This window comes from Flavobacterium sp. TR2, assembly GCF_025252405.1.
Taxonomy (GTDB): domain Bacteria; phylum Bacteroidota; class Bacteroidia; order Flavobacteriales; family Flavobacteriaceae; genus Flavobacterium.
The window spans coordinates 2,721,425-2,741,466 of sequence record NZ_CP104307.1 but is presented as its reverse complement, the minus strand read 5'-3'; the positions used below and the strand labels follow the sequence as shown (position 1 = coordinate 2,741,466).

Annotated in this window: 18 protein-coding genes and 1 pseudogene; 9 read left to right on the top strand and 10 right to left on the bottom strand. The window is 34.6% G+C overall.

The annotated features are described in order from the left end of the window. Window positions 1–6 precede the first annotated feature (6 nt). The gene (locus N4T20_RS12035) at window positions 7–1,185 is read right to left on the bottom strand and encodes a glycoside hydrolase family 88 protein (RefSeq protein ID WP_260669398.1); all 1,179 of its coding nucleotides are present in this window, start codon (window positions 1,183–1,185) and stop codon (window positions 7–9) included. 212 nt (window positions 1,186–1,397) lie between these two features. Here N4T20_RS12035 and N4T20_RS21815 point away from each other — a divergent pair. The 4 genes and pseudogenes from N4T20_RS21815 (at window position 1,398) to N4T20_RS12015 (ending at window position 5,613) form a co-directional block, all read left to right on the top strand. Beyond that, window positions 1,398–1,765 (top strand): annotated as a pseudogene (locus N4T20_RS21815) (DUF2809 domain-containing protein). A 134-nt stretch (window positions 1,766–1,899) separates the two neighbouring features. Beyond that, window positions 1,900–2,478: a non-canonical purine NTP diphosphatase gene (locus N4T20_RS12025; RefSeq protein ID WP_260669397.1), complete on the top strand. Its 579-nt coding sequence runs from the start codon at window positions 1,900–1,902 to the stop codon at window positions 2,476–2,478. 203 nt (window positions 2,479–2,681) lie between these two features. Further along, window positions 2,682–4,583 carry a DEAD/DEAH box helicase gene (locus N4T20_RS12020; protein ID WP_260669396.1) on the top strand — a complete coding sequence of 634 codons (1,902 nt, stop codon included), beginning with the start codon at window positions 2,682–2,684 and terminating at the stop codon, window positions 4,581–4,583. Window positions 4,584–4,836: 253 nt separating this feature from the next. Continuing rightward, a complete protein-coding gene (locus N4T20_RS12015; RefSeq protein WP_260669395.1) occupies window positions 4,837–5,613 on the top strand; it encodes a carboxypeptidase-like regulatory domain-containing protein in 777 nt (258 codons plus the stop codon). Between the two features lie 113 nt (window positions 5,614–5,726). On the opposite strand, the gene N4T20_RS12010 is transcribed toward N4T20_RS12015, so the two are convergent. Further along, complete coding sequence (locus N4T20_RS12010; RefSeq protein ID WP_260669394.1) at window positions 5,727–7,190, bottom strand: aminoacyl-histidine dipeptidase; 1,464 nt, start codon at window positions 7,188–7,190, stop codon at window positions 5,727–5,729. A 178-nt stretch (window positions 7,191–7,368) separates the two neighbouring features. On the opposite strand from N4T20_RS12010, the gene N4T20_RS12005 reads away from it, so the two are divergent. The 3 genes from N4T20_RS12005 (at window position 7,369) to N4T20_RS11995 (ending at window position 9,722) form a co-directional block, all read left to right on the top strand. Continuing rightward, complete coding sequence (locus tag N4T20_RS12005; RefSeq protein ID WP_260669393.1) at window positions 7,369–8,430, top strand: DUF3810 domain-containing protein; 1,062 nt, start codon at window positions 7,369–7,371, stop codon at window positions 8,428–8,430. 156 nt (window positions 8,431–8,586) lie between these two features. Then, a complete protein-coding gene (locus N4T20_RS12000) occupies window positions 8,587–9,081 on the top strand; it encodes an RNA polymerase sigma factor (RefSeq protein WP_008462500.1) in 495 nt (164 codons plus the stop codon). Window positions 9,082–9,089: 8 nt separating this feature from the next. Beyond that, on the top strand, window positions 9,090–9,722 hold the full coding sequence (locus tag N4T20_RS11995; RefSeq protein WP_260669392.1) for a hypothetical protein: 633 nt from the start codon (window positions 9,090–9,092) through the stop codon (window positions 9,720–9,722). A gap of 232 nt (window positions 9,723–9,954) precedes the next feature. Here N4T20_RS11995 and N4T20_RS11990 read toward each other — a convergent pair whose 3' ends face one another. Next, window positions 9,955–10,764, bottom strand: coding sequence for a lysophospholipid acyltransferase family protein (locus tag N4T20_RS11990; protein ID WP_260669391.1), 810 nt, complete (start codon window positions 10,762–10,764; stop codon window positions 9,955–9,957). Between the two features lie 126 nt (window positions 10,765–10,890). Next, window positions 10,891–11,541 carry an NUDIX hydrolase gene (locus N4T20_RS11985; RefSeq protein ID WP_260669390.1) on the bottom strand — a complete coding sequence of 217 codons (651 nt, stop codon included), beginning with the start codon at window positions 11,539–11,541 and terminating at the stop codon, window positions 10,891–10,893. Window positions 11,542–11,634: 93 nt separating this feature from the next. Between N4T20_RS11985 and N4T20_RS11980 the strand changes: the two genes are divergently transcribed. Beyond that, window positions 11,635–12,072 carry a DUF4268 domain-containing protein gene (locus N4T20_RS11980; RefSeq protein WP_260669389.1) on the top strand — a complete coding sequence of 146 codons (438 nt, stop codon included), beginning with the start codon at window positions 11,635–11,637 and terminating at the stop codon, window positions 12,070–12,072. Window positions 12,073–12,200: 128 nt separating this feature from the next. Here the strand turns inward: N4T20_RS11980 and N4T20_RS11975 are convergent, their stop codons facing one another. Genes N4T20_RS11975 through mnmA form a run of 4 tightly spaced genes read right to left on the bottom strand, consistent with a single transcriptional unit; the run spans window position 12,201 to window position 16,421 of the window. Further along, window positions 12,201–12,611 carry a hypothetical protein gene (locus N4T20_RS11975; RefSeq protein ID WP_260669388.1) on the bottom strand — a complete coding sequence of 137 codons (411 nt, stop codon included), beginning with the start codon at window positions 12,609–12,611 and terminating at the stop codon, window positions 12,201–12,203. A 20-nt stretch (window positions 12,612–12,631) separates the two neighbouring features. Then, complete coding sequence (locus tag N4T20_RS11970) at window positions 12,632–13,576, bottom strand: NAD(P)H-dependent flavin oxidoreductase (RefSeq protein ID WP_260669387.1); 945 nt, start codon at window positions 13,574–13,576, stop codon at window positions 12,632–12,634. Window positions 13,577–13,581: 5 nt separating this feature from the next. Next, window positions 13,582–15,189, bottom strand: a complete 1,608-nt coding sequence (locus tag N4T20_RS11965) for a S8 family serine peptidase (RefSeq protein WP_260669386.1) — start codon at window positions 15,187–15,189, stop codon at window positions 13,582–13,584. Between the two features lie 44 nt (window positions 15,190–15,233). Then, the gene (gene mnmA / locus N4T20_RS11960) at window positions 15,234–16,421 is read right to left on the bottom strand and encodes a tRNA 2-thiouridine(34) synthase MnmA (protein ID WP_260669385.1); all 1,188 of its coding nucleotides are present in this window, start codon (window positions 16,419–16,421) and stop codon (window positions 15,234–15,236) included. 142 nt (window positions 16,422–16,563) lie between these two features. Here mnmA and N4T20_RS11955 point away from each other — a divergent pair, with 142 nt between their 5' ends. Next, entirely contained in the window at window positions 16,564–18,441 is a 1,878-nt protein-coding gene (locus tag N4T20_RS11955; RefSeq protein ID WP_260669384.1) for a PEP/pyruvate-binding domain-containing protein, read from the top strand. A 158-nt stretch (window positions 18,442–18,599) separates the two neighbouring features. Here the strand turns inward: N4T20_RS11955 and N4T20_RS11950 are convergent, their stop codons facing one another. Further along, window positions 18,600–19,157 (bottom strand): DUF4956 domain-containing protein, encoded by a 558-nt coding sequence (locus N4T20_RS11950; protein WP_260669383.1) that lies wholly within the window; start codon window positions 19,155–19,157, stop codon window positions 18,600–18,602. Window positions 19,158–19,244: 87 nt separating this feature from the next. Further along, window positions 19,245–19,970: a toxin-antitoxin system YwqK family antitoxin gene (locus tag N4T20_RS11945; protein WP_260669382.1), complete on the bottom strand. Its 726-nt coding sequence runs from the start codon at window positions 19,968–19,970 to the stop codon at window positions 19,245–19,247. Between the last annotated feature and the right edge of the window lie 72 nt (window positions 19,971–20,042).

The following is a 20,042-nucleotide window of genomic DNA, read 5'->3' as shown; positions in this document are numbered from 1 at the left end:
ATTTTTCTATTTTAGTTTTTGAAGTCTTAAAAGTGCTTCAAGATAGTAATAATCTGCGTAATTTATAGAACAATCAATCTCACTTCCTGCTGGTTTGTGACCTGTAGAATGCAGCAAAAAAGCCGAATTCACATCGCGGCTCTGATAGTTATCAGAAAGCGAAACGATCATCTTTTTGGCTTTTGTCAAGTATTCAGCTTTTAAATTCTTGTCTTTTGTGTACGAACTTAATTCTAAAAGTGCAGACGAAACAATAGCAGCAGCAGAAGCATCTCGAGGTTCATTCGGGATATTAGGCGCATTAAAATCCCAATACGGCACCAAATCCTCAGTAGTTAATTTATCCAAATAAACACGCGCTACTTTGTGGGCAAAATCTAAAAACTTAACATCTTTTGTCTCTCTGTAGGTCATCGTAAAACCGTAAATCGCCCACGCCTGTCCTCTCGCCCACATACTGTCGTCACTGTACCCTTGCGCTGTTCTTCCTTTTATCTTTTTCCCAGTTTCAAAATCATATATAACAACATGATACGAAGTATTATCTGGCCTAAAATGATTTGCCATTGTGGTTTCGGCGTGTTTTACCGCAATATCATAAAGCTTTTTATTTCCTCCGTTTTTTGAAGCCCAAAACAAGAGCTCCAAATTCATCATATTATCTATAATCGTATTATGGCCGCCCATTTTGTTGTGAGGCCAAGATTGTATTGTTCCCACTTTCGGATTAAAAAGCGTAGCCAATGTATCGGCTGTTTTTAATATTATTTCTTTGTATTCAGGATTTTTTGTCAATCTGTACCCGTTTCCGAAACTATTAAAAACCTGAAAACCTAAATCGTGATCAGCGGCTTTACTGACTGATAAGGGCGTCAAAAAACGCGTAAATTTATCGGCTTCTGTTTCCCATTTTTTATCTTTCGTTGCTTCGTACAAAAACCATAATTCCCCTGGCCAGAATCCGCTAGTCCAATCTTTATAGCCAACAAATTTCCATTCATTGCTTCCGTTCGGAACTGTTCTAGGAGAAGTTCCATCATTAGGTATCACTTTTAAAGTTTTTGAAGCTTGTTCTGCGCAATAATCTAATTGTTTTTTAATATTAAACGAATTGCCTTTTTGAGAATAGCCTTGGTTTCCTAAAAGAAACAAAGCTGCAATCAGGGTAAAAAATTTTGCCTTCATGTGGTTATTTTTGATCAATAGTTATTTTAACCAATAAATGTATGAAATAAAGTAAACTGATTCGGTTTTTGTACTTTCTGTTACCTAAAAATGGATTATTAATACACTATCTTCTTCCTAGTTTCTTCCTATTCTTTTCCTCTTTGTCAAAGTTTTGAACTTTGACAAAGAGGAATTACATAATTTTACTTTAACTAAAACCTAATCTCAACTTGAACAAAAGCAGAATCATCTATTTCGTAATTTTCCTAAGCATCATTTTCTTTGGAATACTTTCCAGAAAAATATCCTTCATTCCTTTATGGTTTGGCGATTTTCTTTATGCCGTGATGATTTACTTTTTAGTTCGAATATTTCTTCCATTAAAAAATACCCTCGCAATTGCATTTCTTTCGCTATTGATTTGTTATGGAATTGAATTTCTGCAACTGTATCAAGGCGGATGGATGGTTGAGCTTAGAAAACACTTTTGGGAAGATACGTTTTAGGTCAGGGATTTTTATGGTCTGATATTCTGGCTTACACTTTTGGAATTTCAGCAGCATTTGTTGCCGATAAAACTATAGCGGGCCGCAAATGAACCTAAAAAACATAAAACTGCAAGGAGACAATTTATTTTTACAATGCGATAATTGCATTTATTTTATTTTTAGGCTGCATATCAAATGTAAGAATCCTAAATTTGTGTAGAAAATCATTTAAAAACATTATTCTATGAAACTCGTTTTCGCTTCAAACAATAAAAACAAAATAGCCGAAATTCAAAGTATGCTTCCTGAAAGCATTAAAATATTAAGTTTAGAAGATATCAATTGTTTTGAAGACATTCCGGAAACGGCTGATACTATAGAAGGTAATGCAATTTTAAAAGCAGATTATGTGACCCAGAGATATGGTTATGATTGTTTTGCTGACGATACTGGTTTGGAAGTAAATGCTTTAAATGGCGAACCTGGGGTTTATTCTGCACGATATGCAGGCGAGCAAAAAAATGCAGATGATAATATGAATAAGCTTTTGGAGGCTTTAAAAAATGAAAAAAACCGCAGTGCCCAGTTCAAGACCGTTATCACTTTAAACCTTGATGGAAAACAATATTTATTTACCGGAATTGCAAAGGGAGAGATTACTTTAACCAAAACAGGAACAAACGGTTTTGGTTATGATCCGATTTTTAAACCTGAAAATTTTAACGAAACCTTTGCAGAACTGCCTTTAGCAACTAAAAACACTATAGGTCACCGCGGAAAAGCCGTTAAGCAACTCATTGATTTTCTGAACAACACAAAATAATTGTTTAAAATACAACATTTTAGAAGCTAAATTTTACATTTCACGACGTATTTTTTGGCGTGTTTCTGCATTTCTTGCAAAAATTTATTTTAATAAAACTGTAACTTTTTGATAATCAAATCTTAACAAATACATAATTCTTAAAACCGCATTAGTATATCTGAATAATTAACAGTAATTTTGCACCCTATTTTAAAACACATATGAATAAATTTGAACAATTAGGATTGAATGAATCGTTACTGAAGGCGATTTTAGATCTAGGATTTGAAAATCCGTCAGAGGTACAGGAAAAGGCGATTCCCCTATTATTGGAAAAAGACACGGATATGGTTGCGTTGGCTCAAACAGGGACAGGGAAAACGGCAGCTTTCGGTTTTCCGCTAATTCAAAAAATTGATGCCGACAACAGAAATACACAAGCATTAGTTTTATCGCCAACACGCGAGTTATGTTTACAGATTACTAACGAACTTAAAAACTACTCAAAATACGAAAAAGGTATTAATGTGGTAGCAGTTTACGGAGGAGCTAGTATAACAGAACAAGCAAGAGAAATAAAGAGAGGTGCACAAATCATTGTGGCAACTCCAGGAAGAATGCAAGACATGATTAACAGAGGTTTGGTTAACATTAAAAACATAGATTACTGTGTTTTAGATGAGGCTGACGAAATGTTAAACATGGGATTTTATGATGATATCTGCTCTATTTTAGCAGATACTCCAGACGAAAAAAGCACATGGTTATTCTCTGCAACTATGCCGCAAGAAGTGGCTAGAATTGCAAAACAATTTATGCATGACCCAGCAGAAATTACTGTTGGAGCAAAAAACTCAGGTTCATCTACGGTTTCTCACGAATTTTATTTAGTAAATGCTCGTGACCGTTATGAAGCCTTAAAACGTTTAGCAGATGCTAATCCAGACATTTTCTCAGTAGTTTTCTGTCGTACAAAAAGAGACACACAAGCTATTGCAGAGAAGTTAATCGAAGATGGATATAGCGCCGCTGCGTTACACGGAGATTTATCTCAAGCACAGCGTGATGGTGTAATGAAATCATTCCGCGGAAGACAAATTCAGATGCTTGTTGCTACTGACGTTGCTGCGCGTGGTATTGACGTTGACAATGTAACTCACGTTGTAAACTATCAATTGCCTGATGAAATCGAAACGTACAACCACCGTTCTGGACGTACTGGTAGAGCTGGAAAATTAGGAACTTCTATTGTTATTGTAACAAAAAGCGAGTTGCGTAAAATTTCTTCTATCGAAAGAATCATCAAACAAAAATTCGAAGAAAAAACAATTCCATCTGGAATCGAAATCTGCGAAATTCAGTTACTGCACTTAGCAAACAAAATTAAAGACACTGAGGTTGACCACGAAATTGACAACTATTTGCCCGCAATCAACAATGTTCTTGAAGATTTATCTAAAGAAGAATTGATTAAGAAAATGGTTTCAGTAGAATTCAACCGTTTCATCGCTTACTATAAAAAGAACAGAGATATTTCTGTTTCTGGTGGCGAAAGACGTGAAAGAGGTGATTCTGAACCAAGAGAATTCAGCAATAATGGAGCAGTTCGTTATTTCGTGAACATTGGTTCTAGAGACAACTTTGACTGGATGTCATTAAAAGATTACTTAAAAGAAACATTAGATTTAGGTCGTGATGATATCTTTAAAGTAGATGTAAAAGAAGGATTTTCTTTCTTCAACACTGATCCGCAGCATACAGACAAGGTAATGGATGTTTTAAACAACGTTCAATTAGAAGGTCGCCGCATCAATGTTGAGATTTCTAAAAATGACGGAGGAGGAAGACGTGACCACAATAACCGTGGAGGAAGAAGAGACTCTGGAAGAAGAGACGGAAACTTTGCCCCAAGACGCGAAGGCGGATTTAGAAGCGAAAGAAACTCTTCAAGAGACGGAGGTTCACGTGAAGGCGGATTCAGAAGCGACAGAAGCTCATCTTCAAGAAGAGAAGGCGGTTTCAGAAGCTCTGCTCCAAGAAATGAAGGTGGTTCAGATAGAGCTCCAAGACGTTCTGAAAACTTTGGCGATAGCTCAAGACCTAGAAGATCAAGAAGAGATTAATTTTTCAACTTCTTAAAATACAAAATCCCAAATTCCAAATATATCTGGAATTTGGGATTTTTTTTTGCGCTAAGGATTCTATTCTTTTTAAATGAGCATTGCAATCCAAAACAATACAGCCTAACCTTTTCTACCTCTTTTTATTTAACAGAAAAAGCTATGACACAGCCTTTGTTAATTTTCTTATAATTAAATTCCAAGACTGCGAGATATTTAATCCCGATTTACTACTTTTAGAGCTTTAAATCAGGATATGAAATATTTCGCAATTTTCTTTTTTACACTTCTCGCTAACATTGGTTTTGCACAAGATACGCAGCAGCCAACAGTTCCTCAAAGAGTTTCAGGTTATGTTATTAACGACGACAGCAAACAGCCGCTTGCTGGAGTAAATATCATTAACACCAATAAAGTACGTGGTGCAAAATCTGACGAAAAAGGATATTTTGAAATTGACGTGCAAGTCAATGATACGCTTCACTTTTCTATCCTTGGATTCCAATCATTGAGAATTAGAGTTACAAATGACTGGATTAAAAATAAAGTAACCAGAATTCAACTTACCGAAAAAGCAATTGCTTTGGAAGAGGTTGTTATTGCTCCATTCTCTCTGACAGGATATCTTGAAATTGATTCTAAATTAATTCCAACAAAAGAAAATTATCGTTACAGCATTTCTGGACTTACACAAGGCTATGAAGCTGGAGAATATGCTCCCAATGCTTTTGGAAAAGTTCTTGGCTCGATTTTTAACCCCGCCGATATGCTCTATAATTTCTTCGGAAAAAATGGTAAAGAGCTAAAGAAGCTAAAGGAAATGAAAAAGGATGACACCGTCCGAACGCTTTTAGAGTCGAAATACGACCGCGAGACAGTTGCTGTATTATTAGGCATCAGCAAGGACGAAATCCCTGAAATTATGCATCGCTGCAACTATTCTGACTCTTTCATCCAAACTGCAAACGACCTTCAAATTATGGATGCCATCAGCGCTTGTTACGAACAATACAAAGTTTTAAAACGAAACTAAATAAAGCAATCAGTGGTCAGTGTTTTTTTTAGTGATCGTCAGTATACACACAAAAAAAGGAGTGATTTTTATCACTCCTTTTTTTTCTATTAAGTTTTCTAGCGCACTGAACACTATCCTTTAACTGGTATATTAGAAAGAATTTCTAAAACAAATTTCCAATATTTCTGAGCAGAAGAAATACTTGCTCTTTCGTCTGGAGAGTGAGCGCCGTGAATAGTTGGCCCAAAAGAAATCATATCCATATCAGGATAGTTTGTTCCTAAAATTCCGCATTCCAAACCAGCGTGACAGGCTACAACTTTCGGCTGTTCTCCGTTTTGCTTCTCATAAATCCCTTTCAAGACTTCTAATATTTCAGAATTTACATTTGGAGTCCAACCCGGGTAAGAACCAGAAAGCTCCACTTCGCATCCAACCAATTCAAAGGCAGAACGCAATGAATTTGCCAAATCAAATTTTGAAGATTCTACAGAAGAACGTGTTAAACAGCCCACTAAGATTTCGCCATCTTTAATAACGACACGAGCAATATTATTTGAAGTTTCAACCAAATCAGCCATATCAGCACTCATTCTATACACTCCATTCTGAGCAGCATAAATCGCTCTGATAATACCTTCCTGAACCCCTAAATCCATCACTTTTTCAGGCAGCTCGCCTTTTACGATTTCAATAGTCAGGTTCGGCTCAGTTGTTTTATATTCTGCTTTGATATCAGAAATGATTTCCTGCATATCATATACATAAGCTTCGTCAAACATCTGAGAAATAATCACCTTAGCAACACTTTCTCTCGGAATCGCGTTTCTAAGACTTCCTCCATTAATTTCAACAATCTGCAACCCAAAGTTTTCAAATGCATCAAATAATAGACGGTTCATGATTTTATTTGCATTTCCTAAACCTTTGTGAATATCCATTCCCGAATGCCCACCGTTTAGACCTTTTACCGTAATGGTATAGCCAACAGAACCTTCAGGAACTTCTTCTTCATGATACGTTCTTGTAGCGGTTACGTCAATTCCACCAGCGCATCCGATATCAATTTCATCATCTTCTTCAGTATCCAAATTTAATAAAATCTGTCCTTGCAGGATTCCTCCTTTTAAGTTTAAAGCACCAGTCATTCCTGTTTCTTCATCAACTGTAAACAAAGCCTCTATTGCAGGATGCGGAATATCTTTGCTCTCCAGAATAGCCATAATAGTCGCCACTCCTAACCCGTTATCAGCTCCCAGTGTTGTGCCACGAGCACGAACCCAGTCACCGTCAATATACATATCAATTCCTTGTGTATCAAAGTCAAAAACCGTATCGGCATTTTTTTGATGCACCATATCCAAATGCCCTTGCATTACAATTGGCTTACGGTTTTCCATTCCAGGGGTCGCCGGTTTTCTAATGATTACGTTTCTGATTTCATCTTCGAAAGTTTCTAAACCTAAGCTGTTTCCAAAGTTCTTCATAAACTCAATCACGCGCTCCTCTTTCTTCGATGGACGCGGAACAGCATTCAAATCTGCAAATTTGTTCCAAAGCGCTTTTGGTTCCAGATTTCTTACTTCTTGACTCATTATATTTTGTTTGATGTTTAACAATTAAGAGCTTCAAAGTTACAAAGTTTATATTTTTTTTCGCCACAAATTTTACGAATTAGCACTAATTATCCGCTTTAAAATCAAATACTGCAAATACTAATCATTTTTAGTTATAAATAATTGTATTTATATTTACGTATCTAAAAATTACGCTGTGAAATCAAAATACGTTTTACCTTTATTTCTAATAGTTCAGATTATTTTTTATAAAATTCTACCCTTCTTTCCAGATTTTGTGGAGGGTTTTTACAGCAAAAATTTATTCGTTAGAATTTCACAATTTTCAAGAACAGTTTTTGGAAAAATTCCGTTTTCTATAGGCGACATTATTTATGCTCTTCTCATAATTTCTATAATTAGTTGGTTTTGGAAAATCAGAAAAACTTGGAAAACAGATTGGAAAGATCATCTTTTAAAAATCTTAGGCAAGATCTCCGTTTTTTATTTTTTCTTTCATCTGCTTTGGGCTTTCAATTATTACCGAAAACCTCTTTTTGAGAAAATGGAAATAAAAAGAGAATATACAGATGCTGATCTTTTAGCCTTTACTAAAAGATTAATTTCAAAGACAAATGAAGTTCAGTTTCAAATCACAAAAAATGATAGCGCTAAAGTTGTTTTTCCGTATTCTCAAAAAGAATCATTTCGACTGATTTTAAATGGCTATGATAATTTAGCAAAAGAACATCCTTATTTCAAGTATAAAACTTTAAGCGTAAAGAAATCATTATTCAGCGTTCCGTTGACTTATATGGGCTTTGGCGGCTATTTAAACCCTTTTACAAACGAAGCTCAGATTAATTATTTACTGCCAATGTATAATTTCCCTTTGACGACATCTCATGAAATGGCGCATCAGATTGGCTTTGCCAGTGAGAGCGAATGTAATTTTATCGGCGTATTAGCTTCTGTCAAAAACGAAAATCTTTATTATCAATATTCAGGATACAGTTTTACTTTAAGTTATTGTTTGGGAATTTGGAAATATAAAAATGAAAAAATATTTAACCAGCTGAAGAAAACTGTTCACGTCGGAATTTTAAAAAACTATCAGGAGAGTCAGGATTTTTGGAAAAAATATGACACTTTTATAGATGAAGGCTTTCACTTTTTATGGGATAACTTTTTAAAAACAAATAACCAGAAAGATGGAATGGAAAGTTATAGCAAGTTCATCGATTTAACAATTAATTACTACAAAACAAGACAATTATAATGGTTCCCATAAAATGTGCAAATTAGCACGGATTTTTAAAAAGTAGACTTTCAATCTTTCGGTTTTGAGGAGCAATATGGGAAATTTGTGAAACTCGCGACAAAAAAATAAAAGATCAACTGTAACAAAAATGATTTCACAACTACTAATATAAATATGAGCGAAAATCTAGAACAGTCATTTGTTGCGCAGCTGCAGGCAAATCAGAATATAATCCACAAGATTTGTAGATTATATACTGCTGGCGAAGACGCTCATAAAGATCTGTTTCAAGAGATTACCATTCAGCTCTGGAAGGCTTATCCAAAATTTAGAGGCGACAGTAAATTTTCAACTTGGACGTACCGTGTTGCCTTAAACACAGCGATTACCTTATATCGCAAAACCAAAAGAACTATTTCGACAGTAGATTATGAAAACCATCAGCATTTTGTAAAAGATGTTGACTACAATTATGAAGAAGAGGAACAGATTAAGCTGATGTACAAAGCAGTTTATCAATTAAATGACATCGAAAAGGCATTAGTTTTTATGTATTTAGAAGACAAAGATTATCAAGAAATAGCTGAAACCCTAGGAATCAGCGAAGTGAATGCGCGCGTGAAAATGAACAGAATCAAGGGGAAACTTAAAAAAATACTAAATCCTTAAAAATTATTATGAAAGAACTGGATTTATTAAAAAAAGACTGGCAAAAGAACTCTGATTCTTTTCAACAAATTTCTGAAAAAGAAATCTATAAAATGATTCACAAAAAATCATCTTCTATTGTAAAATGGATTTTGATTATTAGCATTTTGGAAATTTCATTTTGGACATTTTCAAATTTATTCATCAATACAGACGATGTGCTGCACAAAATGAATCATCCAGAAATTGTAACCGCTTTAGAACTCCTAACTTACTTTAATTATGTAGTCGTTTTAATTTTTGTCTACATTTTCTATAAAAACTACAAAACAATTTCGACCACAATAGCCACAAAATCACTGATGAGTGCTATTTTAAGAACTAGAAAGACGGTTCAATATTATGTTTGGTACAATCTAGGTATGATTGTGATCACCGCAATTTTAAGCTTTTTTATTGCTTTTGTCTACAATCCAGACATGGAATTTCTTAGAGAAAAATTAGCCATGAACGGAAAAGCGATGTTTGTTACCATAGGCATCTTGTTCTTGGTAATTTTAGGCTTCTTCGGTTTGTTCTGGTGTTTCTACAGAATTATTTACGGCACGCTTTTAAGACGATTGTACGCCAATTATAAAGAGCTGAAGAAGATAGATTTTTAAATAAAGGTGCTAAGGTTCTAAGATGCTAAGTATTTTGAAACTTGAAAACTTGAAACAAAAAATTAGCAAAAGGCTTCGACTTCGCTCAGCCAGACAAAGCAAACCTAAAATCTGAAACTTAAAAACTGTCACCCTGAGCGAAGTCGAAGGGCACAAAGTTAGGCTTCGACTTCACTCAGCCTGACAGAAATTTAAACAAAATCTACAATCTAAAATCAGAAATCTAAAATTTCTAATAGTCCCATTGTCTCATTTTATTGAGTTCTTCTTGCGCTTTAATTTCTTCAGCTGGAATAACTTTTAAAAATGAAGGATGCTGTTCGATTGCGTATTCTACTTTTTCTACGATTTGTTCGATGGTGTCATTTTCATAATCAATATCAAGAGGTTCTTTGATAATGAAAGATTGCAGGATTCCTTTTTTCTTCATTCGAAGTCCTTTTTTGTCGAACGATCTTCTGAAACCATCAATTACAATAGGAATAACGATTGGTTTGTGCTGTTTGATAATATGAGCAGTTCCTTTACGAACTGGTTTGAAGGATTTAGTTGTTCCTTGTGGGAAAGTAATCACCCAACCATCTTCAAGAGCAATTCTGATATTTTCTGTGTCGTTTGGATTTACATCGCGTTTTTCGGTTACGTCAACACCTTTAGAACGCCATGTTCGCTCTACTGTAATTGCGCCTACATAAGCCAAAATTCTTGGCAATAATCCTGCTTGCATAGTCTCTTTGGCTGCCACATAATAAATATTCATTTTTGGTTGCCACAAATAACCAATGTTCTTAATCGTGTCTTGGCGTCCAGATAAACTTGCATTAAAGACATGAAACATTGCTACAACGTCCGCAAAATAAGTCTGGTGATTGGAGATAAATAAAACATTAGTATCTGGAAGCGTTTTAATAATTTCAGATCCTTCAATCTGCAATTCATTAAAACCTCTATATCTCTTATGAGTCATTGCACCTAGAACTCGGATTAACCATTTCTTGATGAATAATATATGCCCAAAAGGATTTCGTTTAAACAATCCCATAACTAATTTATCTTATTTTTTTGTTAGGTCGCAAACATACAAAAATTATTCTTTTAGCAACACTATAAAACAATTTCTCCAGTTGAGAGTTATCCAAATGAATATCAAATCATTAAATAAACTTTATCAAATTTCTTTTACAATTGCTTCTTTTAAGACATCTCGCAATTCACTCAAGATCATTGCCGTGGCTCCCCAAACAATATGATTCTGGATATTAAAGGCAGGCACTAAAATGTTTGCTCCATAAGAAGTTGATAATCTGGCTTCGATAATAATATCGTCATTTAAAAAAACAGACAAAGGCAATTCAATAATGCCAGCAACTTCTCTTATATCGGGATAAAAGGAAAGTTCTTCTGTAGCAATTCCTAAGAACGGGTGCACCAAAAAGTTGCTTGGCGGAATATACATTGGAGAAAAATGCTTAACTATATTTATTTTATCTCTTGTAATTCCAACCTCTTCATGGGTTTCTCTTAGCGCTGTAGTTTCAAAATTTAAATCTTCCTTTTCATACTTGCCCCCCGGAAATGCAATCTGAGCTGAATGGACTCCATCATAAGCATTTCTAACAATCAAAACCAGATGTGTTTTTTCCTGTTTGGGATAAAACAGCATCATCACTCCTGCCATCCTGGCGTTTAATGCTTCAATATCAAGATTTTTTAATCCCTCTATGCGCTCTTTAGGAGCCATTTTTAAATGTGAAGCCACCGCTGGCAGCTCTAGTGGAATTATATGCGGAACATATTTCAAAAAGTCTTGAAAATTCATAATCAAAGCTTATTTTTGTACTTTCAAATAAAACATAAATATACTCCAGAAAACGCAGTACCACAAGTTTTCTACTATTAAAGCCTAAAAAAAATGTACAGCAAAGAAGAATCGCAAAGAATAAAAAGAGAATTTTGGGTAGCATTTGCCGAAAAATATCCGCGCAAATGGGTGCTTTATGATACAAAAATTAAAGATTTCTCTTTTAAGTTTTATGTTGACAATAAAAAGGCTCAGGTTTTAATTGACATTGAACAGCGAAGCGATGAAAAACGCATTGCTTATTTTGAAAAATTAGAAGCTTTAAAAAATATTCTAGAAGAAGAATTTATTAAAGATTTGGTTTTCGAAAAAAATTATACTCTTGAAAGCGGTAAAACCATCAGCAGAATTTGGGTTGAGAAACTTGGCGTTGGTTTCAGCAATAAAAACACCTGGGATGCTATTTTCGATTTTTTTCACGAAAATATGCACGCACTAGAAATGTTCTATTTAGAATATGATGAGTTTATTAAGGATGTGGAGAATTGAGGTTCTAAGATGCTAAGGTACTGAGGTACTAAGCTCTGAGTTTATATAGCAAACCCGACAAGTTTTAAAACTGTCGGGTTTATTATTTTATCTAAATCCTAGAAAAACTTAGCATCTTAGAACGTTACCTAAACAGTAATAATATTATACACGATAATATGATCGTCGTAATTGATATACAACTGTTTTCTGTAGTCTTGTTTTTTTCGGGTGATAATAGAGAGTTTGCATTCTCTTCCATCATTGTCTTTACACATGAAAGAATACACAATATCAGTATCGTTTTCTTCGCGCTCGATATAATCCAAAATATTGTAAAGCTGGATTTCTTGAGAATAAACTACAATTCTATGTTTATTAGTATCTAAAACCACTGAAAGATTTACCAGATCAAGATTAGACCATTCACCCCATTTTCCTCTTTCATTTTTTTCTAGAACACTAAAACCCGAAGTTTTAAAATGATAAGACTGACTCTGAATCTGTTGCAAGCCAAAAACTAAAAATAGCAACAATATGTAGGGGCGTAGGGAATTCATAAAATATTTCTTGCAGGTAATTAAAACTCAAATGTAGTCTTTTCTTTGGATGCAGTTTCAAATTCGGCTATCATTTGTTGAATAATTTCTTCAACTGGCAAAATTTTGTGAATCAGACCTGCGACTTGTCCAATTTCTAATTCTCCCTCATCCAAATCTCCTTCAAACATTCCTTTTTTTGCTCTCGCTCTTCCTAAAAGCTGTATTAATTCTTCTTTAGAAGGACATTTTTCATACAAATTCTGAACATCCTGATAAAACTTATTCTTTATCAATCGAACAGGCGCTAATTCTTTCAAGGTCAATTGCGTACCGCCTTCTATAGTATTAACTATTGTTTCTTTAAAATTATTGTGTGCAGAAGATTCAATAGATGCTGCAAAACGGCTTCCGACCTGAACTCCATCTGCCCCTAGCACCATCGCCGCCAGCATTCCTCTTCCTGTAGCAATTCCGCCAGCTGCGATTAAAGGAATTTGTATTTTTTCTTTAACCATAGGAATCAAAGTCAAAGTAGTTGTTTCTTCGCGCCCATTGTGCCCTCCCGCTTCAAATCCTTCAGCTACAACAGCATCTACACCAGTGTCTTGCGCCTTTAAAGCAAAAACACTGCTGCTTACCACATGAACAACGGTAATTCCTCTTTCTTTCAAAAAAGAAGTCCAAGTTTTTGGGTTGCCAGCCGACGTGAAGACAATTTTTACGCCTTCTTCGACTACAATATTCATAATTTCTTCGATATTTGGATACAACATCGGAATATTGACTCCAAAAGGCTTATCGGTGGCTTTTTTGCATTTTTGAATGTGTTCTCTTAAAACCTCTGGATACATCGAACCCGCGCCAATAAGTCCTAAACCTCCTGCATTGCTTACAGCCGAAGCCAATTTGTAACCGCTGTTCCAGATCATTCCGCCTTGAATGATTGGATATTTAATATTGAAAAGCTGAGTGATTTTATTCATTAAAATTATTGCTTGATTATTTTTCCTGTTTTGTGCAACTTATCAGCATCAAAACTATAAAGATACAATCCGTTTTGAAGCGATTGCAAGGAAAGAACTGGATTTGAATTATTAATTTTTTCTTCTATTAATTTTTGCCCCAATATAGAATAGATCGTTACTGATGCTGTGCTATTTTCATTTGCAAAAGAAAACGAAACCTCATTTTTAGCAGGATTTGGATATACTACAAATGAAGCTTCTGCAATAAAACTATCAACGCTTAATGCTGTGCCAAAATTTGGAATTCCATATCCGTAATTATTATCCGGATTGGCATATCTATCAGCAGACGCTACGATCATCTGTCTGATCTCTTTATTGGTTTTATTTGGAAATGCCTGCCATAAAGAGGCTGCCATTCCTGCCATTATCGGACAGGAAAACGAAGTTCCGTTTGCTGTAACAATATTCCCATTTGGATCAGAAACTGTTGCAGCAACTCCTTGCGCCATAACATCAGGTTTTACTCTGCCGTCATAACTTGGCCCAATTGAACTTGAACCAGCTTTTACTTTTGATGCATTAACAGAGCCAACTGCCAGCACCGAAACAGCGTCTGCAGGTGAACCAATATGTTTTTCTACTTGAGTTCCTTCATTTCCTGCAGAAGCCAAAACCAATATTCCCTTGCTAAAAGCAATCTCTGCACCACGAGAAATAAAAGTCGTAATTCCATTCATTTCACTATACGTGTGATTGTAATTTGGATTGTCCCGCTGCATAAAATAACCTAATGACGTAGTGATAATATCAACACCTAAAGCATCTGCTTTTTCAGCGGCTTCAACCCAAAGCGATTCTTCTAATGGAATTTCCTGTGCATCGATTTCTGTGATGAAAAGATAGTAGGATGCATTTGGAGCCGTTCCAATCAATGAATTTTCTTTATAACCTCCCATTGTCGAAAGCACTAAAGTTCCATGATCATCTCCTGCATAAAAATTGGCATTTCTTGTAGTATAATCGTAACCGCCTAAAATTTTATTTTTATTCCTAAGATTTTCAAATGGCTGAGCTGTGTTCACACCCGGAAAGCCTGCATCCAAAACGGCTATAATTTTTCCTTCTCCAGTATAATTCTGCTGATGCAAAACCTGTCCGTTCAGCATCTGAATTTGATTTGCAGAATTCCCGTACGAATAATCAATTGTCGTTTTTAACTTATCATGAGTCTGATTAATAGACGTTTCAAAAACTCTTTTTCCTGTAGTATTTAAAGTCTTATTGGCAAACTCAATTCTAGATACGAAAGCTAATGATTTTAAAGCATTAATATTGGCCTGAGTTCCTTGAATATGGAGTGCATTCAGCCATTTTGATTGCGCTTTTACGGAGATTCCTGCACTTGAAGCAACTTGATTGACGTACGAAGTTTCTAGAGGAGCATCTGTAATATCTAAAGCGATATTTTGGTTCGTTCTTCGATCCAAAGCCTTTTGCGAAAGTTCAGTTAACGGATTGTCATAAAAAGCTTTTGCATTAGGCTTTCCATTAAAATAGACCCAAGCATCTTCTTGCGCAAATACCGCAACTGAAAGAAGCAATAAAAGAAAAGTAAAGTGACATCTCATCGTTTTATACCTTTTAGGGATTTGCTCCCAAATAAAGTATAAAGCTAAGAAATTACTCCCGAACCAACTAATTCATTTTCTAAATACCAAGCAACAAATTGTCCTTCTGTAATGGCAGACTGCGGTTCTTCAAACTCAACATACATTCCGTCTTCAAATTGATATAAAACAGCTTTTTGCAAAGGCTGACGGTAACGAATTCTTGCCATCACTTCCATTTTTTCTCCTGCTTTCAGCGTCATGTCTTCTCTAATCCAATGCACTTCAGATTTTTCAACAAAAAGTGCTTTTTTAAATAGACCTGGATGCTGGCTCGATAAACCGGTATAAATTGTATTGGTTTCTACATCTGTCGCAATTACAAACAAAGGATCTGTTGTTCCTCCTACATTCAGACCTTTTCTTTGTCCAACTGTAAAATAATGAGCGCCTTGATGTTTTCCAACTACTTTCCCCATTGTTGGAAGATATTCTAATTTTTGAGATTCTAACTTTAATTTTTCCTCCAAAGAAAGCGCTGTTGATTGGTCAGCATTATAGATTGGATCATTTTTATCAACCTGAACAATTTTCCCTTCTTTAGGCTGTAATTTTTGCTGCAAAAACTCTGGAAGACGAACTTTCCCAATAAAACACAAACCCTGAGAATCTTTTTTCTCTGCCGTAACCAATTCCATTTCGGCAGCGATTTCGCGTACTTCTGGTTTTGTTAAGGCTCCAATTGGAAACAAAGCTTTAGACAATTGCTCTTGCGACAATTGGCATAAGAAATACGATTGGTCTTTGTTGACGTCATTCCCGGCAATCAATTGATAAACCGTTTTCCCATCCACTTCAATTTCGCTTTTTTGGCAGTAATGCCCTGTTGCTACGTAATCTGCACCAAGACTTAAAGCGATTTTCATAAACACATCAAATTTGATTTCGCGGTTACAAAGCACGTCCGGATTTGGAGTTCTTCCTTTTTCGTACTCGTTGAACATATAATCAACGATTTTTTCTTTGTATTCTTCGCTCAAATCAACAGTTTGAAACGGAATTCCAAGTTTTTCAGCAACAAGCAAAGCATCGTTACTGTCTTCAAGCCAAGGACATTCGTTAGAAATAGTAACCGAATCATCGTGCCAGTTCTTCATAAAAAGGCCAATAACTTCGTATCCTTGTTGCTGCAATAAATATGCTGCAACACTAGAATCTACTCCACCTGAAAGTCCAACAACTACTCGTTTCATTTTGAAATGTTTAATTTTTTAAGGTTGCAAAGGTACGCCAAATAATAGAAAAATTCACCATGGTTTTTATTAGTTTAAGCAATCCCACGGTAGATAAAACTTATTACTTTTTTAAGTACATTTAATCATCCATTTTTATTGTATGAAAAAATTCTTTTACAGCTTATTTTTCCTTTTCGTCTTAACTTCGTTAAGTGCGCAGCGATTTAGCGCGTCTTTGCCTAATTACGAAGCGTATAAAGCATTTAGAGGAAAGCCATTATCTGATAAATTTTCAAATATAGAATCTGTAAAAGTCATTTACGATCTTCGGAAACAGAAAATGTATTATTTCAACAGCAGCGTTATTTTGCTTCATTACGATTTCGTTGTCAACTATTTGGGATACAGCCAAGATCTTGAAGTTTTTAATAATAAAAATTACAGCGATACGGAGAAAAACAGAGACTTCCTTCTCGGAAATTTAAACCATATCAAGGGAACCGATAAATGGATTTTTGAACTCGCTGCGTCAGACCATATGCCTGTTCCGCTAATTGAACGTTTTTTCAATTTGGTCAAAAATTCCACATTTATTGGCGAAAAGCTTAAGTTTTATTTGAATAATCCTGATATGATGAAGTGGCATCAGGAGCAAAAATTCAAAATTCCGTGCGTTAAATCAGATTATATTTTTGGAGAAGTCAAATATCAGGAAGTTGTTCGAGGCACCAATATTGGAATTCTGCAACAATACAAAATCAAAGAATTAGGAACTATAAAACCTAACTCTGATGAAATCATTATTTTGGATGGAACGCCAGATATCCTTCCAAACGTTCGAGGAATTATTGTAAACGAACTCCAAACACCTTTAAGCCATTTGGTGCTATTAGGAAAAAACCGAAAGATTCCGATCATGGCTTATACCGATGTTGGAAAAGACAACAACATCAAGAAACTGCTTTCAAAAAAAGTAGAATTAAAAATAGAAGTTGATACTTTTTTCTTAAAAGAAACATCCAAAAAAATCCCAGTAAAAGCAGTAGGAAAAAAGAAAAAGCTAACAATTGACAATTCTGTAACAGATTTGGTCAGCTTATCTGAAATCCCGAAAAAAGGCGTGAATTATATTGGCTCGAAAGCACAAAATATGGCATATCTGATTGCAATCTCGAAAGAAATTCCATTTAGAACTCCAGAAGATGCACACGCTATTCCGTTTTATTTTTACACGAAACACATTCAGAAATCTTCTATCTCTCCTTTAATCAACGAACTTTTGGCTTATCCGCATAAAGATTCGACGATTTGGATTAACAAACAATTGAAAAAAATTAGAGATGCCATTAAAAAAGAAAATGTTGATCCAGCCTTAATAGCCAAACTCAATGAAACTTTTAAAAATGCAAAATTTAAAAATTTCAGATTTCGTTCCTCTACAAATGCAGAAGATTTGGATGATTTTAATGGCGCTGGACTATACGATTCTAAAACCGGAATTTTAGGAGACAGCATTAAAACTTTTGAAAAAGCTATAAAACAAGTCTGGGCAAGCGTCTGGAATGAAGCTTCGTATAACGAAAGAGAGCTTTTTGGAATTGACCAGCAAAATATTGCCATGGGCGTTTTAGTGCATCGCTCATTTCCTGACGAATTAGCAAATGGCGTTATTATCACTAAAAACATATTTAGAGAAAACTTTCCAGGAATTACGGTCAATGTTCAAAAAGGAGAAAACTCTGTCGTAAAACCCGAAAAAGGAGAAATCTGCGAGCAGTTTGTTGCCTATCATTTTAATGATGGAAAAGATGAAACCGATTTTGACATCGATTATACTTCCAATTCAAATTTGAATAACAATGAGCCTTTATTGACTAGAAAAGAAATGAGCAATCTGTATGATGTCAGCAAAAAAATTGAAAGCAAAATGTATCGATATTGGCGCAAAAACCTATTTCATCCTGTTGACATCGAATTTAAAATTGTGGGAGAAAAAAGAGATTTATATATCAAACAAGTTCGTCCGTTCAACGATTAATAAAAGATAACTTCTATTATCCTAACAGGTTTGGAAACCTGTTAGGTATCCTACGATATAAGCAAAATGATTGGCGTTTTCTTATCAGACAAAGTTTTTAAAACTTGCAAGCATTTGATTTCAGATAATACTTAACAGGTTTGGAACCTGTTAGGATATTAATAAAAAACCAATAAATCTATTTCGTTATTTGCAGTATTGATTAAGACAATTCTAAAATCAAAATCTTCAATCTTAATTTTTTCTTGAATTGATTTTCTGATTACTTCTGTATTCAAAGAAAAATTTTCATCTAACGGAATTTTCACATCAACAGAATTAAGGTATTTTGAAGCTTTTTTATTGACAATAATCGACGCGGCGATATAGAATCCTATTATGATTAATTGGAAAAACAAAAGCAATTCGATTTTCTCAAACGGATACATAATATCCAAAATAGACAGCGTAATTGTTGCAAAGAGAAAAATGATCGCGTTTACAGTAAAACTCTGCGTTCTAAAACGGAGAATTGAAAAAATGGCGAAAAGACCAAAACCAATTCCGACTCCAATTTCAATTTTGGTAAAAAGATAACAAAGCGAAAAAGTGCAGAGACCGACAATGACCATCAACGGATTTATGGTCGCATTATCTTTTCTGTTGGAGAAAAAATACAATACCAAAATTGAGAAAAACAACAATAAAAATCGTCCTAAAAGCTCTTTTAAATCCATCGGTTAGCATAATTGGTTAATCAAATGTAAACATTTTACAATTAACCTTTTATTATTTTAAGCAATGAATTCTGAGATTTAAAATTCTTATTTTTTTGGCGTTCCTCCTTTTTCAGAAGCTTTATTCGTATTTTTAGGATCGCTCATATTAACTTCTTTCACCAATTTTCCTTTTTGATAAAATTGCCAGATTCCAGCTTTTTTCCCATTTACAAATTTTCCTTTGGAAGCCACCGATTTATCTGAATCATAAAAAACAGTTTCTCCATTGTATTCGTTATTTTTAAAAATCGATTCTTCTAGAAGCGTTCCATCCTGCCCTATTTTCTTATAAGGCCCTTCTTTTAAACCATTTTTATACGTCATCTCTTCTGCAATTTGGGCATTTGGATAATAAATAGTTCTTGGACCGTCTAGTTTTCCGTTTTTATAATTCTCAACCGTCATCAAAACTTTAGAAGCTTTATGATAATATTTCCACTCGCCTTCGCGCGCTTTTCCAATCTCTTTTCCTTCGCTTACTATATTTTTACCCTGATCATAAAAAATGGTGTACGAACTTCCATCATTTGCGCTAAAATCTCTTGTAGCTATAACATCGCCTTTTTTTGTATCATCAAAAAATTTAAAAATACCTGTCTCTTTTCCATGATCAAAAGTTCCTTCATAGCGAGGGCGTTTAGATTCGGCATAAGTTCCTTTCCAAAGTCCATCTTTTTTTCCAGCCGCATCAACTTTATTAATATCAGTTTGCGCATTCGAAAATAATGCAGTTAGGAACAACAATACAAGTATGATTTTTTTTGAGATCATGGTAATTTATTTTTTAAGCTTAACGAAAATCTTAATTATAAAGTATAACGGTATAAAAAAATCCCGATAAAT